We start from the raw sequence: 16,362 nt of genomic DNA, 5'->3' as shown, positions 1-16,362 counted from the left end.
CGCCAGGCCCCCTGTGGCGAGGGAGCTTGCTCCCGCTGGGTTGCGAAGCGACCCCAAGGCCAGCAACTCAATCTGCCTGATACACCGCGCTGTCGGGTCTTGGGGCTGCTGCGCAGCCCAGCGGGAGCAAGCTCCCTCGCCACAAAGGCTCCTTGCGCAGTTATGGGCGAATCTCGATCATCGTCCCATCCGGCACCAGGTTCCACACCTCACGCATATCCACATTGCGCATGGCGATGCAGCCATCGGTCCAGTCCAGCGTATGGAACAACTGCTCAGGGTTCTCCTCCGAATCCGGCGTGCCGTGGATCATGATCATTCCCCCCGGCTCCACGCCTTCGCGGCGGGCGCGGGCGGCGTCGCTGATGTTGGGGTAGGAAATGTGCATCGACAGGTAGAAGCGCTCGCTGGTCTTGCGCCAGTCCAGCCAGTAGAAACCCTCGGGGGTGCGCTTGTCGCCTTCGATCAGCTTGGGGCCTTTCTTGGCGCCCTTGCCCAGGGAGATGCGATAGGTCTTCAGCGGCTTGCCGTCGATGATCAATTGCAATTGATGGGCGGACTTCAGCACCAGGACTTTTTCAATGACCTTGCCGTTATAGGTTCCCACGGCGGCGGCTTGGGACACAGCGGTAAACGACAGGCAGAACAGGACAAGCAACCAGCGCATTAAAACGATATCCCTAGAGGTGTCGCGACTATATTGATGTTCAGGTATTGGCAGGCTGGGCCAGCGGCGGTATCGACTCGGATCGCACCGGGAAATCCTCGGCCCGTCGGTCCGCGTAAAAGTATTCCAGGGTACGGCCCACCGTGCGGAAAGCCAGCTCGTCCCACGGAATCTCGGTTTCTTCGAACAGCTGCACTTCCAGGCTCTCGGGCCCGGCGGCAAAATCCATGTCGACCAGCTCTGCGCGGAAGAATACATGCACCTGGCTGATGTGCGGTACGTCGATCAGCGTATAGATGCTCAGGTTTCGCACCCGGGCGCAGGCTTCCTCGGCGGTTTCACGGACGGCGGCCTGCTCGACGGTCTCGCCGTTTTCCATGAAGCCCGCCGGCAACGTCCAATAACCGCGGCGCGGTTCGATGGCGCGGCGGCATAAAAGGACTTTGCTACCCCAGGTCGGTACACATCCGGCAACGATATTGGGGTTCTGATAATGGATGGTGTGGCAGGTGTCGCAGACGAAGCGCAGGCGCGAGTCGCCCTCGGGTATGCGCTGGGTCACCGGGTTACCGCACTGGCTGCAGAATTTCATGCTTGGATTCCTGGAGGCTGCGCCTATCTTGGCGTGTGCGGGCGGGTATCGGCAAGTTGTCGTTTCGCGACATGACGTGGTTCCGGGGCTTGGGCCGCCTGGCTGATTGGTGCATGATGCTAGGCAGCGAATAAATCGAGAAGTCTCATGCTGGACGAGCTACTGCATCGAGTAAGCAACCATACGCCGCGCGATCTGGAGACCGATCGGCGTTTCCCTGAAGCGGCGGTGCTGGTGCCGATCACCCGCAGCGACGAGCCGGAACTGGTCCTGACTTTGCGCGCCAGCGGGCTCTCGACCCACGGCGGCGAAGTGGCTTTCCCCGGCGGGCGCCGCGACCCGGAAGACCCGGACCTGATCTTCACTGCCCTGCGCGAAGCCGAAGAGGAAATCGGCCTGCCGCCTGGCCTGGTGGAAGTGATCGGCCCTCTCAGCCCGCTGATTTCCCTACACGGCATCAAGGTCACCCCCTATGTCGGGGTGATTCCCGATTACGTCGAGTACCAGGCCAACGATGCCGAGATCGCCGCGGTCTTCAGCGTGCCGCTGGAGTTTTTCCGCAAGGACCCGCGCGAACACACCCACCGCATCGATTACCAGGGGCGCAGCTGGTACGTGCCCAGTTATCGCTTCGGCGAATACAAGATCTGGGGCCTGACGGCGATCATGATCGTCGAGCTGGTCAACCTGCTGTACGACGCGGGTATCGACCTGCACACACCGCCCAAGAGTTTCATCAATACCTGACGCCCCGAGGACTTCCATGAAATACCGCCTGGGCGATGCCCGTGTCGAAACCCACCCACAGAGCTGGGTCGCGCCCAACGCCACGCTGGTGGGCAAGGTTCGCCTCGAAGAAGGCGCCAACGTCTGGTTCAACGCCGTGCTGCGCGGCGACAACGAACTGATCCTGATCGGCAGGAACAGCAACGTGCAGGACGGCACCGTGATGCACACTGACATGGGCTTTCCGCTGACCATCGGCACCGGCGTGACCATCGGCCACAACGCGATGCTCCACGGCTGCACGGTGGGGGACTACAGCCTGATCGGCATTAACGCGGTGATCCTCAATGGCGCGAAGATCGGCAGGAATTGCATCATCGGCGCCAACTCGCTGATTGGCGAAGGCAAGGAGATTCCCGACGGTTCGCTGGTGATGGGCTCGCCGGGCAAGGTCGTGCGCGAGCTGACCGAGGGCCAGAAGAAGATGCTCGAAGCCAGCGCGGCGCACTATGTGCACAACTCGCAGCGTTATGCCCGCGACTTGGTCGAGCAAGAACAATGAACCCGGCTGAACGTCCGGTTCCCTCGCCCTGCGTGAATATCTGCGCGCTGGATGATGACGACATCTGCACCGGCTGCCAGCGCACGGTGGCGGAAATCACCCGCTGGAGCCGGATGGACAATGAAGAGCGGCGCGGCGTCCTGGCGTTGTGTCACGAACGGGCCAAGGCCAGTGGGTTGGTTTGGATGTTGCCGGCAAAACCTTGATGTATTCACTGTGGCGAGGGGATTTATCCCCGCTGGCCTGCGCAGCAGCCCCAAATCAAGCTCCAAGTGGTGTCAAGAAAAACGCATAGCCTTTTAAAGGGGCTGCTACGCAGCCCAGCGGGGATAAATCCCCTCGCCACAAATAATCACGGTGATTCTTAGCGGGGCCGCCGCCCCAGCCACCAATCCAATCCCACCACCCCCAGCGCGATCCCGACAAACCCCGCCAATATCCCCCCGGCGTTGATCAGTACCTGTGGATAACCCAGAGTCGCCACATCAATGAAAGGGTAGGGGTAGGCCGCCAGCAGGTTGCCACGCAGCAGGATATAACCGAAGTACACCAAGGGATAAAGCATCCACAGCCCGATGTGGCGCAGGTGCAAGCTGCCCTTGGGCACGCAGAACCACCAGTAGCCGATGAACAGCACGGGCATCACGTCGTGCAGCAGTTCGTCGGCGATGAACTGCCAGCCTTCGGGTTGCCAGAGATGGCGCAGCAGCAGGCTGTAGGCCAGGCCGACCAGGGCAATGCTCACGGCGATGCCGCTGCATACCGCTGGCCCGAGGAACCAGCGCCGCGCCGCTGAATCGCGGTGGGTCAGCTCAAAGCTCAGCACCACGGCCACCAGCGTGTTGGTCAGCACCGTGAAAAAACTGAAGCAATTCACCAGCCCGCCCAGCAGGCTCGCGCCCAGCTCCCAACGCCCGAGCAAGATCAGATACAACTGGATGCTCAGTCCCGCCCAGCCAAGCAGTGCCGCCATCGACACGAAACCGCGCCGCAGGGGAATTCCAACGCCCACGACTCAGACCGGCCGTTTCGTGCGCATCAGCTTGATGTACAGGCGCTCGACTTTTTCCCGCGCCCACGGCGTCTTGCGCAGGAAGGTCAGGCTCGACTTGATGCTGGGGTCGCTCTTGAAACAGCGGATATCGATGCGTTCGGCCAGGCCCGACCACTCGTAGTGCTGCACCAGGGCATTGAGGATCTGCTCCAGCGTCACGCCGTGCAGTGGGTTGTCGTTGTGTTCGGTCATGAAGCCTGTACGCCAGGTAAGTGATATGCCGCGCACCTTAGCCGAGGTGCCGTTCGGGTGGAAGCGCCGCGCTTTGAAAGCAGTGGCCGCGTCGTTGAAGCCCGTTTGACTGTTACCGAATCCGAAAGGATCCATGTTGGTAAAAGCGCTTTCTCTATTTGTAACAGAACATTATCCTTGCGCAGCCAGCTGAAACGCTTCTCCTGCCGCGCCAGAGCCTTTGCGTTACAGCTATTCCTATTGAAAGATCCAAAGAACGCTCAATGTCCTGACCCTGAAAGACAGCGCTGTCTTAATGAGTTCCTGTGGGAGCGAGCTTGCTCGCGATAGCGACTGCAGAGCAAACATTGAAGCCGACTGACACGCCGCCATCGCGAGCAAGCTCGCTCCCACAGGGGATCGCGGCAACCGAATTTGCTTTTTTCAACTGAACCATGCCCCGCCAGGATCGTCATCTAAAGTGACACCTTGCGCGGGACTCTTTAAAACGTCACGGAGATACACACTATGAGCACTGAGGGTGCTTTGAGTCGAAGCCGTCTGCTACCGAGCCTGCTCGGCATTCTGCTTCTGTTGATGGGCCTGGCCCTGTTGGCCGGGGGAATCAAGCTGAGCACGCTCGGCGGCTCGCTGTATTACCTGCTTGCCGGTATCGGCCTGGCGCTCACCGGCGTCCTGCTGATCCTGGCCCGCCGTGCGGCGTTGGGGCTGTACGCGCTGGTGCTGTTCGCCAGTACCGTGTGGGCCCTGTGGGAAGTGGGCCTGGACTGGTGGCAACTGGTGCCGCGCCTGGCGATGCTGTTTGCCCTGGGCATCGTGTTGCTGCTGCCATGGTTCCGCCGCCCGTTGCTGACTGCCGATGCGTCGCCGATGGGCACCCGCGCATTGGGCGCTGCGGTGATCATCGCGGGTATCGCCGCGCTCGCCAGCCAGTTCACCAACCCGGGTGAAATCAAGGGCCAACTGGACCGCGACAGCGTGCCGGGCATGGCCAACACCGCACCGGCGATGCCGGACGGGGACTGGAACTCCTACGGCCGCAGCGCCCACGGCGACCGTTATTCGCCGCTGGCGCAGATCACCCCGCAGAACGTCGGCCAGTTGAAGGAGGCCTGGACGTTCCGCACCGGTGACCTGCCAGGGCCGAACGACCCGGGCGAGACTACCGCTGAAAACACCCCGCTCAAGGCCAACGGCATGCTCTACGTGTGCACGCCGCACAGCCAGGTGATTGCGCTGGAGCCTGAAACCGGCAAGGAAGTCTGGCGTTTCGATCCGAAGCTTTCCACGCAGAATGCGGAAAACTTCAAGGGTTGGGCCCACATGACCTGCCGCGGCGTGAGCTATCACGATGACGCCGTGTACGCCTCGGCCGAGCAGAGCCCGACCGGCACCGCCAGCACCACGCCGGCCAGCACCGTATGCCCACGGCGGATCTTCCTGCCAACCGCCGACACCCGCCTGATCGCCCTCAACGCCGACACCGGCAAGATGTGCGAAGACTTCGGCGACAAGGGCCAGGTCGACCTGACCGCCAACATCGGTGGTTTCACCGCCGGCGGTTACTACTCCACCTCGCCGCCGGCGGTCACCCAAAACCTGGTCGTGATCGGCGGCCACGTCACCGATAACGTTTCCACTGACGAGCCAAGCGGTGTAATCCGTGCCTACGACGTGCACACCGGCAAGCTGGTATGGAACTGGGACAGCGGCAACCCGGACGACACCACGCCGATTGCCGAAGGCCAGACCTACACCCGCAATTCGCCAAACATGTGGTCGATGTTCAGCGTCGACGAAAAACTCGGCATGCTCTACCTCCCTATGGGCAACCAGACGCCCGACCAGTTCGGTGGTTTCCGCACGCCCGAGTCGGAAAAATACGCTGCCGGCCTGACCGCGCTGGACATTACCACCGGCAAGGTGCGCTGGTACTTCCAGTTCACCCACCACGACCTGTGGGACATGGACGTCGGCGGCCAGCCGACCCTGATGGACCTCAAGACTGCTGATGGCGTGAAACCGGCCGTGCTGGCTTCGACCAAGCAGGGCAGCATCTACGTGCTGGACCGCAGTAACGGCCAGCCGATCGTGCCGATCAAGGAGATCCCGGTGCCGCAAGGCGCGGTGGAAGGCGACTTCACTTCACCGACCCAACCGATGTCCGACCTGAACTTCGTGCCGCCGGTCCTTAAGGAACGCGACATGTGGGGCGTGACCCCGTTCGACCAGATGCTGTGCCGGATCGACTTCAAGTCGCTGCGCTATGAGGGCATGTTCACACCGCCGTCGTTGCAGGGCTCGATCGTCTATCCAGGCAACTTCGGTGTGTTCGACTGGGGCGGTATCTCGGTGGATCCGGTGCGCCAGATCGCTTTCGTCAACCCGAGCTACATGGCGTTCAAGTCGAAACTGGTGCCGGCGGCGGAAGTCGCGGGTGGTCCGGGTCGCAAGAGCGAAACCGAAGGCGTGCAGCCGAACAAGGGCGCGCCGTACGGCGTAATCCTCGAGGCGCTGCTTTCGCCAATGGGCCTGCCTTGCCAGGCGCCGGCCTGGGGTTATGTGGCGGCCGTCGACCTGACCAACAACAAAACCCTGTGGAAGCACAAGAACGGCACCGTGCGCGACAGCTCGCCGGTTCCGATCCCGCTGAGCATGGGCGTTCCGAGCCTGGGCGGCACGTTCACCACCGCCAGTGGCCTGGCGTTCCTGAGCGGCACGCTGGACCAGTACCTGCGCGCCTATGACGTGAAGAACGGCAAGCAGCTGTGGGAAGGCCGCCTGCCCGCCGGCGCCCAGACCACGCCGATGACCTACACCGGCAAGGACGGCAAGCAATACGTGCTGGTCGTAGCCGGCGGCCATGGCTCGCTGGGGACCAAGCAGGGTGATTATGTGATCGCCTACAAGCTGCCGGATTAAGCAGAACCGCGCCCAAGAAAAAGGCGACACCCTTGCGGGTGTCGCCTTTTTTGTATCGGAGTCTGAACACAAGCCGCTTTTGTGGCGAGGGAGCTTGCTCCCGCTGGATGCGTCAGCATCCCCTGCGGTGTGATGGCTGACAAAGCAAGGGGGCTGCTTCGCAACCCAGCGGGAGCAAGCTCCCTCGCCACGGGGTTTTATGTACGAGGTTTCAGAGTTCGATCTTGACCGCCTGCGAAGCCCGGGTTGCCTTGGCGCGGGCGGCTTCGATGGATTCGTCGCGGGCCAGGGCTACGCCCAGGCGGCGTTGGCCGTTGACTTCCGGCTTGCCGAACAGGCGCAGGGCGGTGTCCGGTTCGCTCAGGGCGGCGCCGAGGTTGGCGAAGGCGGTCTGCGTCGACTGGCCTTCCACCAGAATCACCGCCGAAGCCGATGGGCCGAACTGGCGGATCAGCGGAATTGGCAGACCCAGAATGGCGCGGGCGTGCAAGGCGAATTGCGACAGGTCCTGGGAGATCAGCGTCACCAGGCCGGTATCGTGCGGGCGCGGCGAGACTTCGCTGAACCACACCTGGTCACCCTTGATGAACAGTTCGACGCCAAACAGTCCACGACCACCCAAGGCCTCGGTCACTGCCTTGGCGACGCGCTCGGATTCGGCCAGGGCCACCGGGCTCATGGCCTGTGGCTGCCAGGATTCCTGATAGTCGCCCTTTTCCTGACGGTGACCGACCGGTGCGCAGAACGTGGTGCCGCCGACGTGGCGCACGGTAAGCAGGGTGATTTCGTAGTCGAAGTCGATGAAGCCTTCGATGATCACCCGGCCCTTGCCGGCGCGGCCGCCTTCCTGGGCGTAGTCCCAGGCTTTCTGCACGTCATCGGCACTGCGCAGCAGGCTCTGGCCCTTGCCCGAGGAACTCATCACCGGCTTGACCACGCATGGGAAGCCCAGGGTCTCGACGGCCTTGCGGTAGTCTTCCACGGTGTCGGCGAAGAAGTACGGCGAGGTCGGCAGGCCGAGTTCTTCGGCGGCCAGGCGGCGGATGCCTTCGCGGTTCATGGTCAGTTGCGCGGCGCGGGCGGTAGGGATCACGGTGAAGCCTTCGGCTTCCAGTTCCACCAGGGTCGCGGTGGCGATGGCTTCGATTTCCGGCACGATGTAGTGCGGCTTCTCGGCCTCGATCACTGCGCGCAGGGCCGCGCCGTCGAGCATGTTGATCACGTGGCTGCGGTGGGCCACTTGCATGGCCGGCGCGTTGGCGTAGCGATCCACGGCAATCACTTCAACGCCCAGGCGCTGCAGTTCGATTACCACTTCCTTGCCCAGCTCACCGCTGCCACACAACAAAACGCGGGTCGCGGTGGGCGACAATGGGGTTCCGATACGGGTCATCTGAAGGTCCTCAAACAGGAGCGGATCATCGGGGCGCGCGCCGGGCGAGCTTCCCATGGGGAGAAAGCGCGGCATTTTACATGAACCGCGTCAGCCGGCGACGGCCTGTTTGCGCAGACGCCAGGCCATGATCAGCCAGACGGCCGTGACCCCGGCGAATTTCGACAGCAGGGCGGTGATGACCACGCCTGGCGTGAGGGCGTCGATCAGGCCGAAAAAGATGAAGGTATCCAGCGGAATACTCAGGGCCGAGCTGATCCACAATCGGTCGTGTAGTGGGCGCCGGGTGATGGTGAACACCAGCCAGTCGATGCATTCGGACACTGCGAATGCCGTGGCGCTGGCCAGGGCGATGGTTGGGTCGGAGGTGACGTAGGACAGCACCAGCGCCACCAGCATCGCCGCAATGGCACCATGGCCGAAGCGGGTCTGCACCATGTCGCGCAGGACGAACACCAGGCCACCCCAGGCCGACCAGATGATGTCCAGGTGCGGCGCGGCGGAGAACGCGAAGTTGATCAGCACGACGCTGCCGATGTAGGCGATCAGGAAAAGCATGGGGCGGGGTACCTGGTGGGTTGGATGTCGGGGTAACGACTCCGTGGCGAGGGAGCTTGCTCCCGCTGGGCTGCGAAGCAGCCCCCAAAGCAGTCACCTCGATTTATCTGATCCACCGAGTTGTCAGGTTTTGGGTCTGCTGCGCAGCCCAGCGGGAGCAAGCTCCCTCGCCACAGAGGTTGTGTTCAGTCAATGGGTAAAGGTTACTTCAGCGCCGCCAGACCCTCAATCCTCCTCATTGTCATCAAGCTTCCAATACCCCACCGCCTTGATGAAATCCTGGTCCAGCCCTTTCTCCTCCAGCAACACTTTGCGAATCTGCCGCGACACTTTGCTCTCGGTCGCGACCCAGGCGTACAGCTTGCCACCGGGCATTTCCAACTGCTGGACGGTGCGAAGCAGGCTGTCGCGGTGGCCTTCGCGCAGTACCCAGATCACTTGCACCTGGGCCGGGCTGTGAAGGATCTGCTGTTCGGCGCCGTTTTCCACTTCCACCACCACCAGTGCCCGCCGGTTGGGTGCCAGGCCTTCGAGACGTCGGGCGATGGCGGGCAGGGCGGTTTCGTCGCCGATCAGCAAGTAGCTGTCGAAAATATCCGGCACGATCATCGAGCCCCGTGGCCCGGCGATGTTCAGGTACTGCCCGGGCGCCGCCTGGGCCGCCCAGGTTGAAGCAGGGCCGTCGCCGTGGAGGACGAAATCGATCTCCAGCTCCAGGGCATCCAGGTCGTAGCGGCGCGGGGTGTAGTCGCGCATCTCGGGCATCGGGCCCTGGGCCTTGCCGGCGCCGGGGTTGAAGTTTTCCAGGGCGGCGTGTTCTTCGGCGTTCTGCGGGAACAGCAACTTCACGTGATCGTCCGTGCCGAGGCTGACGAACCCCGCCAGTTCCGGTCCGCCGACGGTGATGCGGCGCATGCGTGGTGTCAGGTCTTGCACCCGCAGCACTTGCAGGCGGCGGCGTTTGATTTCGTGGCTGACGCGGTGGATGGTGTCTGGATCGACTTCAGTCATGCTTTTACTCCGAAACGGTTGGACGGCGAGGGCCGTCGACAATGGCTTTGGCGGTGTCGTTGAGCAGGTCGCGTACCCGCAGGATCTCTTCCGGGCTCCAGCGACCATGGTGCATCTGCAAGGCGTGGCGCAGGTTGTGGACCGCCTCGTGGATTTCCGGCGGCCGGTCCTGGCCGCGCAGCGAACGCTTGCTGACTTCGATGCGCATCCGTACGCCGTCCAGCGCCACGGCCTGGTCTTCAAGGGATAGACGTCCGGCATCGGTGACGCTGTAGCGTTTTTTCCCGCCATCGGCATCGCCGCTGATCATTTCGCTTTCTTCGAGGAAGGTCAGGGTCGGATAGATCACGCCGGGACTGGGGCTGTAGGCGCCGTCGAACATGCTTTCGATCCGGCGGATCAGGTCATAGCCGTGGCAGGGTTGTTCGGCAATCAGCGCCAACAACAGCAGTTTCAGGTCGCCCGCGGCGAAAACACGCGGCCCGCGACCGCCGCGCTCACGGCTTGCCGCACGTTTGTCGAAGCCGTCGTGGGCGGCGTGTTCGCGGTGAGGGTGGGAATATGGGTCTCTCATCGGTCTGTCCTCAGAAATTCTTAAGATAGAACGTAAGATATATCTTTAGGCGATGCACGCATGATTTTTATAAATCCGACGAGCAGCCGGATTCGCCCGACGGCGCAGCGTTGAGCGCGATGGGTTATCAGAAGCTGAAATGGCGGTTGCTCAGCGGCTCGTCACCAATGGCTGACATTGGGTGTGGCTGCCCGGTTGCAAATAGGCCGAGAGAAACGGCGCCATGCCCTTGAGCACCTGTACCGGCAAGGCCGAGGTGAACTTGAAGTTCTGTGCCGAGGCGCCCGGGACGAAGGCGGTCAGGGTGCCGAAATGGCTGTCGCCGATGTAGAACACGAACGTGGCGGTGCGGTTGATCGATTTGGAACTGATCACCCGTCCGCCTGAGCCAACGGCTTCGATGCGGTTGTCGCCAGTGCCGGTCTTGCCGCCCATGGCCAGCGGCGTGCCGTCGGCCAGTTTGAAACTGCCCGCGACACGTTTCGCGGTGCCGGCGTCCACCACTTGCGACAGGGCGCCGCGCAAGGCCCGGGCCACTTCCACCGGCATCACCCGCTTGCCGTTGTCCGGATCGCTGACCAGCCGCGTTTCGTAGGGCGTGTCGACGGCAAATTGCAGGCTGTCGACACGCAGCGCCGGTTGGCGGATGCCGTCGTTGAGAATGGTCCCTACCAGTTCCGCGAGGGCGGCGGGGCGGTCGCCGGAGCTGCCGATCGCAGTGGCAAGCGACGGCACCAGGTGGTCGAACGGATAACCGACTTGCTGCCAGCGCTGATGGATATCCAGGAAGGCTTCGACCTCCAGCATGGTGCGGATGCGGCTGTCGCGGGCGCTCTTGTGCCGGCTCTTGAACAGCCAGCTGTAGACCTCCTGGCGCTCGAACTGGCTGGCCTTGACGATCTGGCTGAACTTGGCGTCGGGGTTGTTGAGCAGGTAGCCCACCAACCACAGGTCCAGTGGATGGACCTTGGCGATGAAGCCTTGGTCCGGCAGGTCATAGGCGCCGGGGCCGTAGCTTTGGTAGAGCCGCTGCAGACGCTCGTCGGTGAGCTTTTCGGCGCTCTTGGCGTTTTTCAGATGGGCGCGTACGAAGCGGTTGAAACTCTCCTGGCTGTCGTTGGGAAAGAAATAGCGGTGCACGGCGGCGAGGCGGATCGCGGTGGGACGCATGCCGTCGAGGAAGGTTTCGAGGCGCTGGGCGGTGTCCTTTTTCTGGTATTTCTTCCAGAACCTGAGCAGGAACGAGGTGCCTTCGCGATCGGCGAACTGGGCCAGGTATTCCTGGCGGCGCGGGTCCTTGTCATCCTTGAGCAGTTCGGAGCTGTTGTTGGGACCGGCATAGGTGGCGTAGCGCACCAGGTCGCGCATCAGGCGAATGAACGGCAGGTTGATCGATTCGCGCAGGGCGTCGCGCAGGGTCGGCAGGCGACCGTCGTCTTCCCTGCGAAAGTTGTGAAAGGTGTGCAGTCCGCCACCGGTGAAAAATGCCTCGCCGGGGCTGGCAGAGTAGGTGCGGTCGAGTGCCGCTTCGAGCATTTTCGGCAGGCTGCGGTCGGTGTTTTCAATCAGGTAGTCCACCGCCCAGCGCGAGAGGCGGTCCTGGTCGGCGATCTCGGTTTTCTTCAGTTGTGCCGGGGTCTGTTGGGCGTAGCGCTCGTGCAATTCGGCGATGATCTGCAGGTAGGTGGTCAGCACCCGCAACTTGGCGGTGGAGCCCAGTTCCAGCTTGCTGCCCTCGTTGATGTCGAAGGGCTGGTCGGTGCTGTCGGTCTGTACCCGCACACGCGAACCGTCCGGCGTCAGTTCCAGCAGGGTAAAGCTGTAGCGCACCTGCGTGGTGCTGGTGGGGGTCAGCAGGCGCTCTCCCATCAGGCCGATCTCGGCGGCGAACGCCGGGTCGGCCAATCGCTTGAGGTACTCGGTGGCCTGGGCCTGCAATTCGCTTTGCAAGGTGCTGGTGGCCGACAGGTCGAGGCGATCAAGGTCGTACAGCGGACGATTGAGCAGCGTGGCGAGACGACTGCGGGCGGCGCTGATGCCCTTGTTGGTTTCGTTGGGCTGGATCGTCGGCTGCTGCACCCAGTCGCGATAACTGACTTTGCTCGCCAGGGCGGCCTCGGCCAGGGCCGCATCGATCACGCCGTTCTGCGCCAACAGCCGGATGTGGCTGTCAGTCAGGCGAGCGAGTTCATCGTGGCCCTTCGATAGGTAATGGGAAGGCCGCCGCTGGGCGATTATCAGCGAGAGCATTTCCCGCAGGGCCAGGCCTTTTTGCGCCAGGCTCTCGGGGTCGGTGGCGGTGCTGAACAGGCGCTCGTTGGCCTTGTTGAAATCGGCGCCGTACCAGACCCTCAGTCCTTCCGCCATGCCATGGACTTCGCCATGACCCGGAACAGCGGAAAGCGGCACGCTGTTGAGGTAGTCGCGGATGACCCGCTGGCGGGCCTCGAGGGTTTGCGGGCCGGCCTGGTAGGCGCGCACGCTGGCGGAAATCATCTGGCGGATCTTCTCCGCCCCCGACACGGTCAGGCCCTCGGGGGAGTGCCGGTACTTCTCCAACTGCGTCGCCAATGTGCTGCCGCCCGCCGACTGGCCGGGCAAGCTCAGCAACTTGGCCACTTGCGACCAGGCCGCCATGCCGAAACGCGGCCAGTCCACCGCCGGGTTAGCCAGCGGCTGCTTGGGATCGAGCAGGAAGCGGTTCTCGATGAACAGCAGGCTCTGCACCACGAGCGGTGGGATGGCGTCGAAACTGGCGTACAGCTGTTGCGGGTATTTGAACTGATACACCGGCGCTGCGCGGCAATCGGTGATGGTCAGTCCGGCCTGGATCTTTTCCGCGTAGGGCACGAACAGGCCTTTATCGACATAGTCCGTCAGCTCTGGGGAGAAACGGGCCTGGGCCTGGATCACATAGTCGCGCTTGATCAGTCGTGGCAGGAACTCCCCCAGCGAGCTGTAGCCCAATCGCCGGTCGAACGGACCCGCGCCAGGGTAGACGATGGCGTCGCTGGGCCCCGGTTGCACCGAATAGGTCAAGGACGCGGCGTACTTGCTGATCTCCCGGGCCTGGAACCGGGACGTGCGCATCTCCTTGGCCACGGCAAAGCCGACCACCACGACGATAATCAGCAACAACAACCAGAACGCCCGCCAGCCATGCCGTGCGCGGCGTTTTTTCGGGGGTAAAGGCGCTTCTTCCATACGTTCAGTCGGGACCACAGGTTTATTCGAATCGGTTTGCCACAAAGCGCCCATAGTCGACTGATCCATTCACGCAGATTGATCGGACTTGCTTGAAGCTTAGACGGTGGTTGGCGTGGGGGGAGGGAAATTGTGGCGGTCAGCTCAAGGCAACTGAGGCTTGTGTGGCGAGGGAGCTTGCTCCCGCTCGGTTGCGCAGCAGCCGCAAGCTTTCAAAAGCTGAAAGCGAGGGCGGCTTCGCCCCCCAGCGGGAGCAAGCTCCCTCGCCACAAAGGCGGTTAGAGCCATATCGCATCCCAGAGAGGGTAATCACCAACGCGTGTTACCAAGCCGGCGCGAAGGGGATTGGCGATAATGTAGCGGGCGCAGGGCCGCAAATCCTGATTGTCCCGGATTGCCTTGTCGTGAAACCCGTTTTGCCAGAAGGCGCCCTTCCGGCCCGTGGCTCGATTGATCGCAAGGGTGCTGCGAGACTTGACCCCTTGCATCACTTCAGACAGCCGGGCTTGCTCCAGCTGTACCAACCAATGCAGATGATCCGGCATCACGACCCAGGCGAGAGAATTGACCTGACATTGCTCATGCGCCAAACGCATTTCCGCAACCAGCAACCGGCCTAACTGCAAGTCGTTGAAGAGAGGTGCGCGTCGGTGGACTACCGTAGTGACGAGGTAACCTCGCCCCGGATCCGAAGAGCGTCCGTGGCGAAGACGATGAGAGTTTGGACGTTGAGGATGCATTCCGTGCTTCCTTTGACTGGAGTAACTATTACGGTAGCTTCGCTCGTTCCGACCCGACGCGTTGATGACTGAGCGACTTTTCCGAAAACAACGTAGTCCCGTGGCGAGGGAGCTTGCTCCCGCTCGGTTGCGCAGCAGCCGCAAGCTTTCAAGCTGAAAAGCGAGGGCGGCTTCGCCACCCAGCGGGAGCAAGCTCCCTCGCCACGAGGCGTAGGCTGAAAGTATTGTGCTAGAGCCATCGCCTGCGCCAACGCATGACCCTGCACCATCACTGTGCAATACTTGCGGCGTTCCTTGAACCGCTGTAACTGTAGATAACGCCTCTCCTTAAAGACGGTTTTTACTGCGGCATATCCCTGAATTTTCCGGGTTTTACAGTGAAACTCTCTGTTCTCTGCTTTTTATACTGCACGACCCGCTGATCTTGAGGACTTGTCCTACAGGACGGTCTGCCCACGAGGCAGGCCCGGTTTCGGCAAGGTTGCAGGCTTATCCGCCTGTGGCCTTGGAGACTCGGTGGTTAATCCAATAACAAGACGAGGTTGTATCCCTATGCCAGTCGGCAATCCTCTGCCCCATGGCGAGACCGCTCAGGGTGGTCCGCTCAAACGTGAGCTCGGCGAGCGGCATATCCGCTTGATGGCGCTCGGCGCCTGCATCGGTGTCGGGCTGTTCCTCGGTTCGGCCAAGGCCATCGAAATGGCCGGCCCGGCGATCATGCTGTCCTACATCATTGGTGGCCTGGCGATCCTGGTGATCATGCGCGCCCTCGGCGAGATGGCCGTACATAACCCGGTGGCCGGTTCGTTTAGCCGTTATGCCCAGGATTACCTCGGCCCGCTGGCAGGCTTCCTGACCGGTTGGAACTACTGGTTCCTCTGGCTGGTGACCTGTGTGGCGGAGATCACCGCGGTGGCGGTGTACATGGGCATCTGGTTCCCCGATGTGCCCCGCTGGATCTGGGCGTTGGCCGCACTGGTCAGCATGGGCTCGATCAACCTGATCGCGGTCAAGGCCTTTGGTGAGTTCGAGTTCTGGTTCGCCCTGATCAAGATCGTGACGATCATCGCCATGGTCATCGGCGGCGTCGGCATCATCGCCTTCGGGTTCGGCAACGATGGCGTGGCCCTGGGCATTTCCAACCTGTGGACCCACGGCGGCTTCATGCCCAACGGCGTGTCCGGCGTGTTGATGTCTCTGCAAATGGTGATGTTCGCCTACCTGGGCGTCGAGATGATCGGCCTGACCGCCGGTGAAGCGCGCAACCCGCAGAAAACCATCCCCAACGCCATCGGTTCGGTGTTCTGGCGGATCCTGCTGTTCTACGTCGGTGCGTTGTTCGTGATCCTGTCGATCTACCCGTGGAACGAAATCGGCACCCAGGGCAGCCCGTTCGTGATGACCTTCGAGCGCCTGGGCATCAAGACCGCCGCCGGCATCATCAACTTCGTGGTGATCACCGCCGCCTTGTCGTCCTGCAACGGCGGGATCTTCAGCACCGGTCGCATGCTCTACAGCCTGGCGCAGAACGGCCAGGCCCCGGCCGGTTTCGCCAAGACCTCGAGCAACGGCGTGCCGCGCCGAGCGTTGCTGTTATCGATCGCCGCGCTGCTGCTGGGCGTGCTGCTCAATTACCTGGTACCGGAGAAAGTCTTCGTCTGGGTCACTTCCATCGCCACCTTCGGCGCGATCTGGACCTGGGTGATGATCCTGCTGGCCCAGCTGAAATTCCGCAGAGGCCTGAGCGCGTCCGAGCGTGCGGCGTTGAAGTACCGCATGTGGTTGTACCCGGTCAGCTCGTACCTGGCGCTGGCATTCCTGGTGCTGGTGGTGGGCCTGATGGCGTACTTCCCCGACACGCGTGTGGCGCTGTATATCGGCCCGGCGTTCCTGGTGCTGCTGACAGTGTTGTTCTACACGTTCAAGTTGCAGCCGAAGGAACAGGTGCAGGGTTCGATGCGTTCCGCATCGTAAGCCCGGCACTGTCGAAGAAAGCCCCGGCCGAATGACCGGGGCTTTTTCATGGGCTCGAAGAAACCTGACCCCCGCCTCGCGGCAACTGCCGAAGCGTTTTCCTGAACTGTCTCGCTCCTGTTATTTCTAACGCAAGACCGCGTGTTTAAGGCGTTGGACGTCATGTCCGGCGGCACTGACCGTTGGAGGGAGC

General features: G+C 62.4%; 15 protein-coding genes. 5 read left to right on the top strand and 10 right to left on the bottom strand.

The features are described 5' to 3' along the window. Window positions 1-160: 160 nt before the first annotated feature. Window positions 161-667: a L,D-transpeptidase family protein gene (locus J3P96_RS22665; protein WP_434653573.1), complete on the bottom strand. Its 507-nt coding sequence runs from the start codon at window positions 665-667 to the stop codon at window positions 161-163. Window positions 668-707: 40 nt separating this feature from the next. Beyond that, window positions 708-1,259 (bottom strand): NUDIX hydrolase, encoded by a 552-nt coding sequence (locus J3P96_RS22660; RefSeq protein WP_434625850.1) that lies wholly within the window; start codon window positions 1,257-1,259, stop codon window positions 708-710. A 147-nt stretch (window positions 1,260-1,406) separates the two neighbouring features. On the opposite strand from J3P96_RS22660, the gene J3P96_RS22655 reads away from it, so the two are divergent. From J3P96_RS22655 to J3P96_RS22645, 3 genes are read left to right on the top strand one after another with little or no spacing between them, the layout of a single operon-like run. Further along, window positions 1,407-2,006 carry a CoA pyrophosphatase gene (locus tag J3P96_RS22655; RefSeq protein WP_305496529.1) on the top strand — a complete coding sequence of 200 codons (600 nt, stop codon included), beginning with the start codon at window positions 1,407-1,409 and terminating at the stop codon, window positions 2,004-2,006. A 16-nt stretch (window positions 2,007-2,022) separates the two neighbouring features. Continuing rightward, window positions 2,023-2,547, top strand: a complete 525-nt coding sequence (locus J3P96_RS22650; protein ID WP_434602906.1) for a gamma carbonic anhydrase family protein — start codon at window positions 2,023-2,025, stop codon at window positions 2,545-2,547. Beyond that, complete coding sequence (locus tag J3P96_RS22645) at window positions 2,544-2,753, top strand: DUF1289 domain-containing protein (protein WP_434569683.1); 210 nt, start codon at window positions 2,544-2,546, stop codon at window positions 2,751-2,753. Before J3P96_RS22650 ends, J3P96_RS22645 begins: the two co-directional genes overlap by 4 nt. Before the next feature lie 158 nt (window positions 2,754-2,911). Here the strand turns inward: J3P96_RS22645 and J3P96_RS22640 are convergent, their stop codons facing one another. After that, window positions 2,912-3,520: a Pr6Pr family membrane protein gene (locus J3P96_RS22640; RefSeq protein ID WP_434653572.1), complete on the bottom strand. Its 609-nt coding sequence runs from the start codon at window positions 3,518-3,520 to the stop codon at window positions 2,912-2,914. Window positions 3,521-3,562: 42 nt separating this feature from the next. Beyond that, window positions 3,563-3,793, bottom strand: a complete 231-nt coding sequence (locus J3P96_RS22635) for a VF530 family DNA-binding protein (RefSeq protein WP_434569681.1) — start codon at window positions 3,791-3,793, stop codon at window positions 3,563-3,565. A gap of 507 nt (window positions 3,794-4,300) precedes the next feature. On the opposite strand from J3P96_RS22635, the gene J3P96_RS22630 reads away from it, so the two are divergent. Continuing rightward, window positions 4,301-6,715 (top strand): glucose/quinate/shikimate family membrane-bound PQQ-dependent dehydrogenase, encoded by a 2,415-nt coding sequence (locus J3P96_RS22630; RefSeq protein ID WP_434653571.1) that lies wholly within the window; start codon window positions 4,301-4,303, stop codon window positions 6,713-6,715. Between the two features lie 211 nt (window positions 6,716-6,926). On the opposite strand, the gene purT is transcribed toward J3P96_RS22630, so the two are convergent. From purT to J3P96_RS22600, 6 genes are all read right to left on the bottom strand, one after another. Further along, a complete protein-coding gene (gene purT / locus J3P96_RS22625; protein ID WP_230151134.1) occupies window positions 6,927-8,108 on the bottom strand; it encodes a formate-dependent phosphoribosylglycinamide formyltransferase in 1,182 nt (393 codons plus the stop codon). A 90-nt stretch (window positions 8,109-8,198) separates the two neighbouring features. Beyond that, entirely contained in the window at window positions 8,199-8,666 is a 468-nt protein-coding gene (locus J3P96_RS22620; protein WP_434653570.1) for a preQ0 transporter, read from the bottom strand. A 225-nt stretch (window positions 8,667-8,891) separates the two neighbouring features. Beyond that, window positions 8,892-9,677 carry a siderophore-interacting protein gene (locus tag J3P96_RS22615; RefSeq protein ID WP_434653569.1) on the bottom strand — a complete coding sequence of 262 codons (786 nt, stop codon included), beginning with the start codon at window positions 9,675-9,677 and terminating at the stop codon, window positions 8,892-8,894. 4 nt (window positions 9,678-9,681) lie between these two features. Then, a complete protein-coding gene (locus tag J3P96_RS22610) occupies window positions 9,682-10,251 on the bottom strand; it encodes a PadR family transcriptional regulator (RefSeq protein WP_434653568.1) in 570 nt (189 codons plus the stop codon). Between the two features lie 150 nt (window positions 10,252-10,401). Further along, window positions 10,402-13,509: a transglycosylase domain-containing protein gene (locus tag J3P96_RS22605; protein WP_434653567.1), complete on the bottom strand. Its 3,108-nt coding sequence runs from the start codon at window positions 13,507-13,509 to the stop codon at window positions 10,402-10,404. Window positions 13,510-13,733: 224 nt separating this feature from the next. Continuing rightward, a complete protein-coding gene (locus tag J3P96_RS22600) occupies window positions 13,734-14,195 on the bottom strand; it encodes an REP-associated tyrosine transposase (protein WP_434653566.1) in 462 nt (153 codons plus the stop codon). 552 nt (window positions 14,196-14,747) lie between these two features. On the opposite strand from J3P96_RS22600, the gene J3P96_RS22595 reads away from it, so the two are divergent. After that, a complete protein-coding gene (locus J3P96_RS22595; protein ID WP_434653565.1) occupies window positions 14,748-16,169 on the top strand; it encodes an amino acid permease in 1,422 nt (473 codons plus the stop codon). Window positions 16,170-16,362: the final 193 nt, after the last annotated feature.

It is taken from the genome of Pseudomonas sp. R3-56, from assembly GCF_051132075.1.
Classification (GTDB): Bacteria; Pseudomonadota; Gammaproteobacteria; order Pseudomonadales; family Pseudomonadaceae; genus Aquipseudomonas.
The sequence above is the reverse complement of the archived record's forward strand: the minus strand, read 5'-3'. Positions and strand labels throughout refer to the sequence as shown.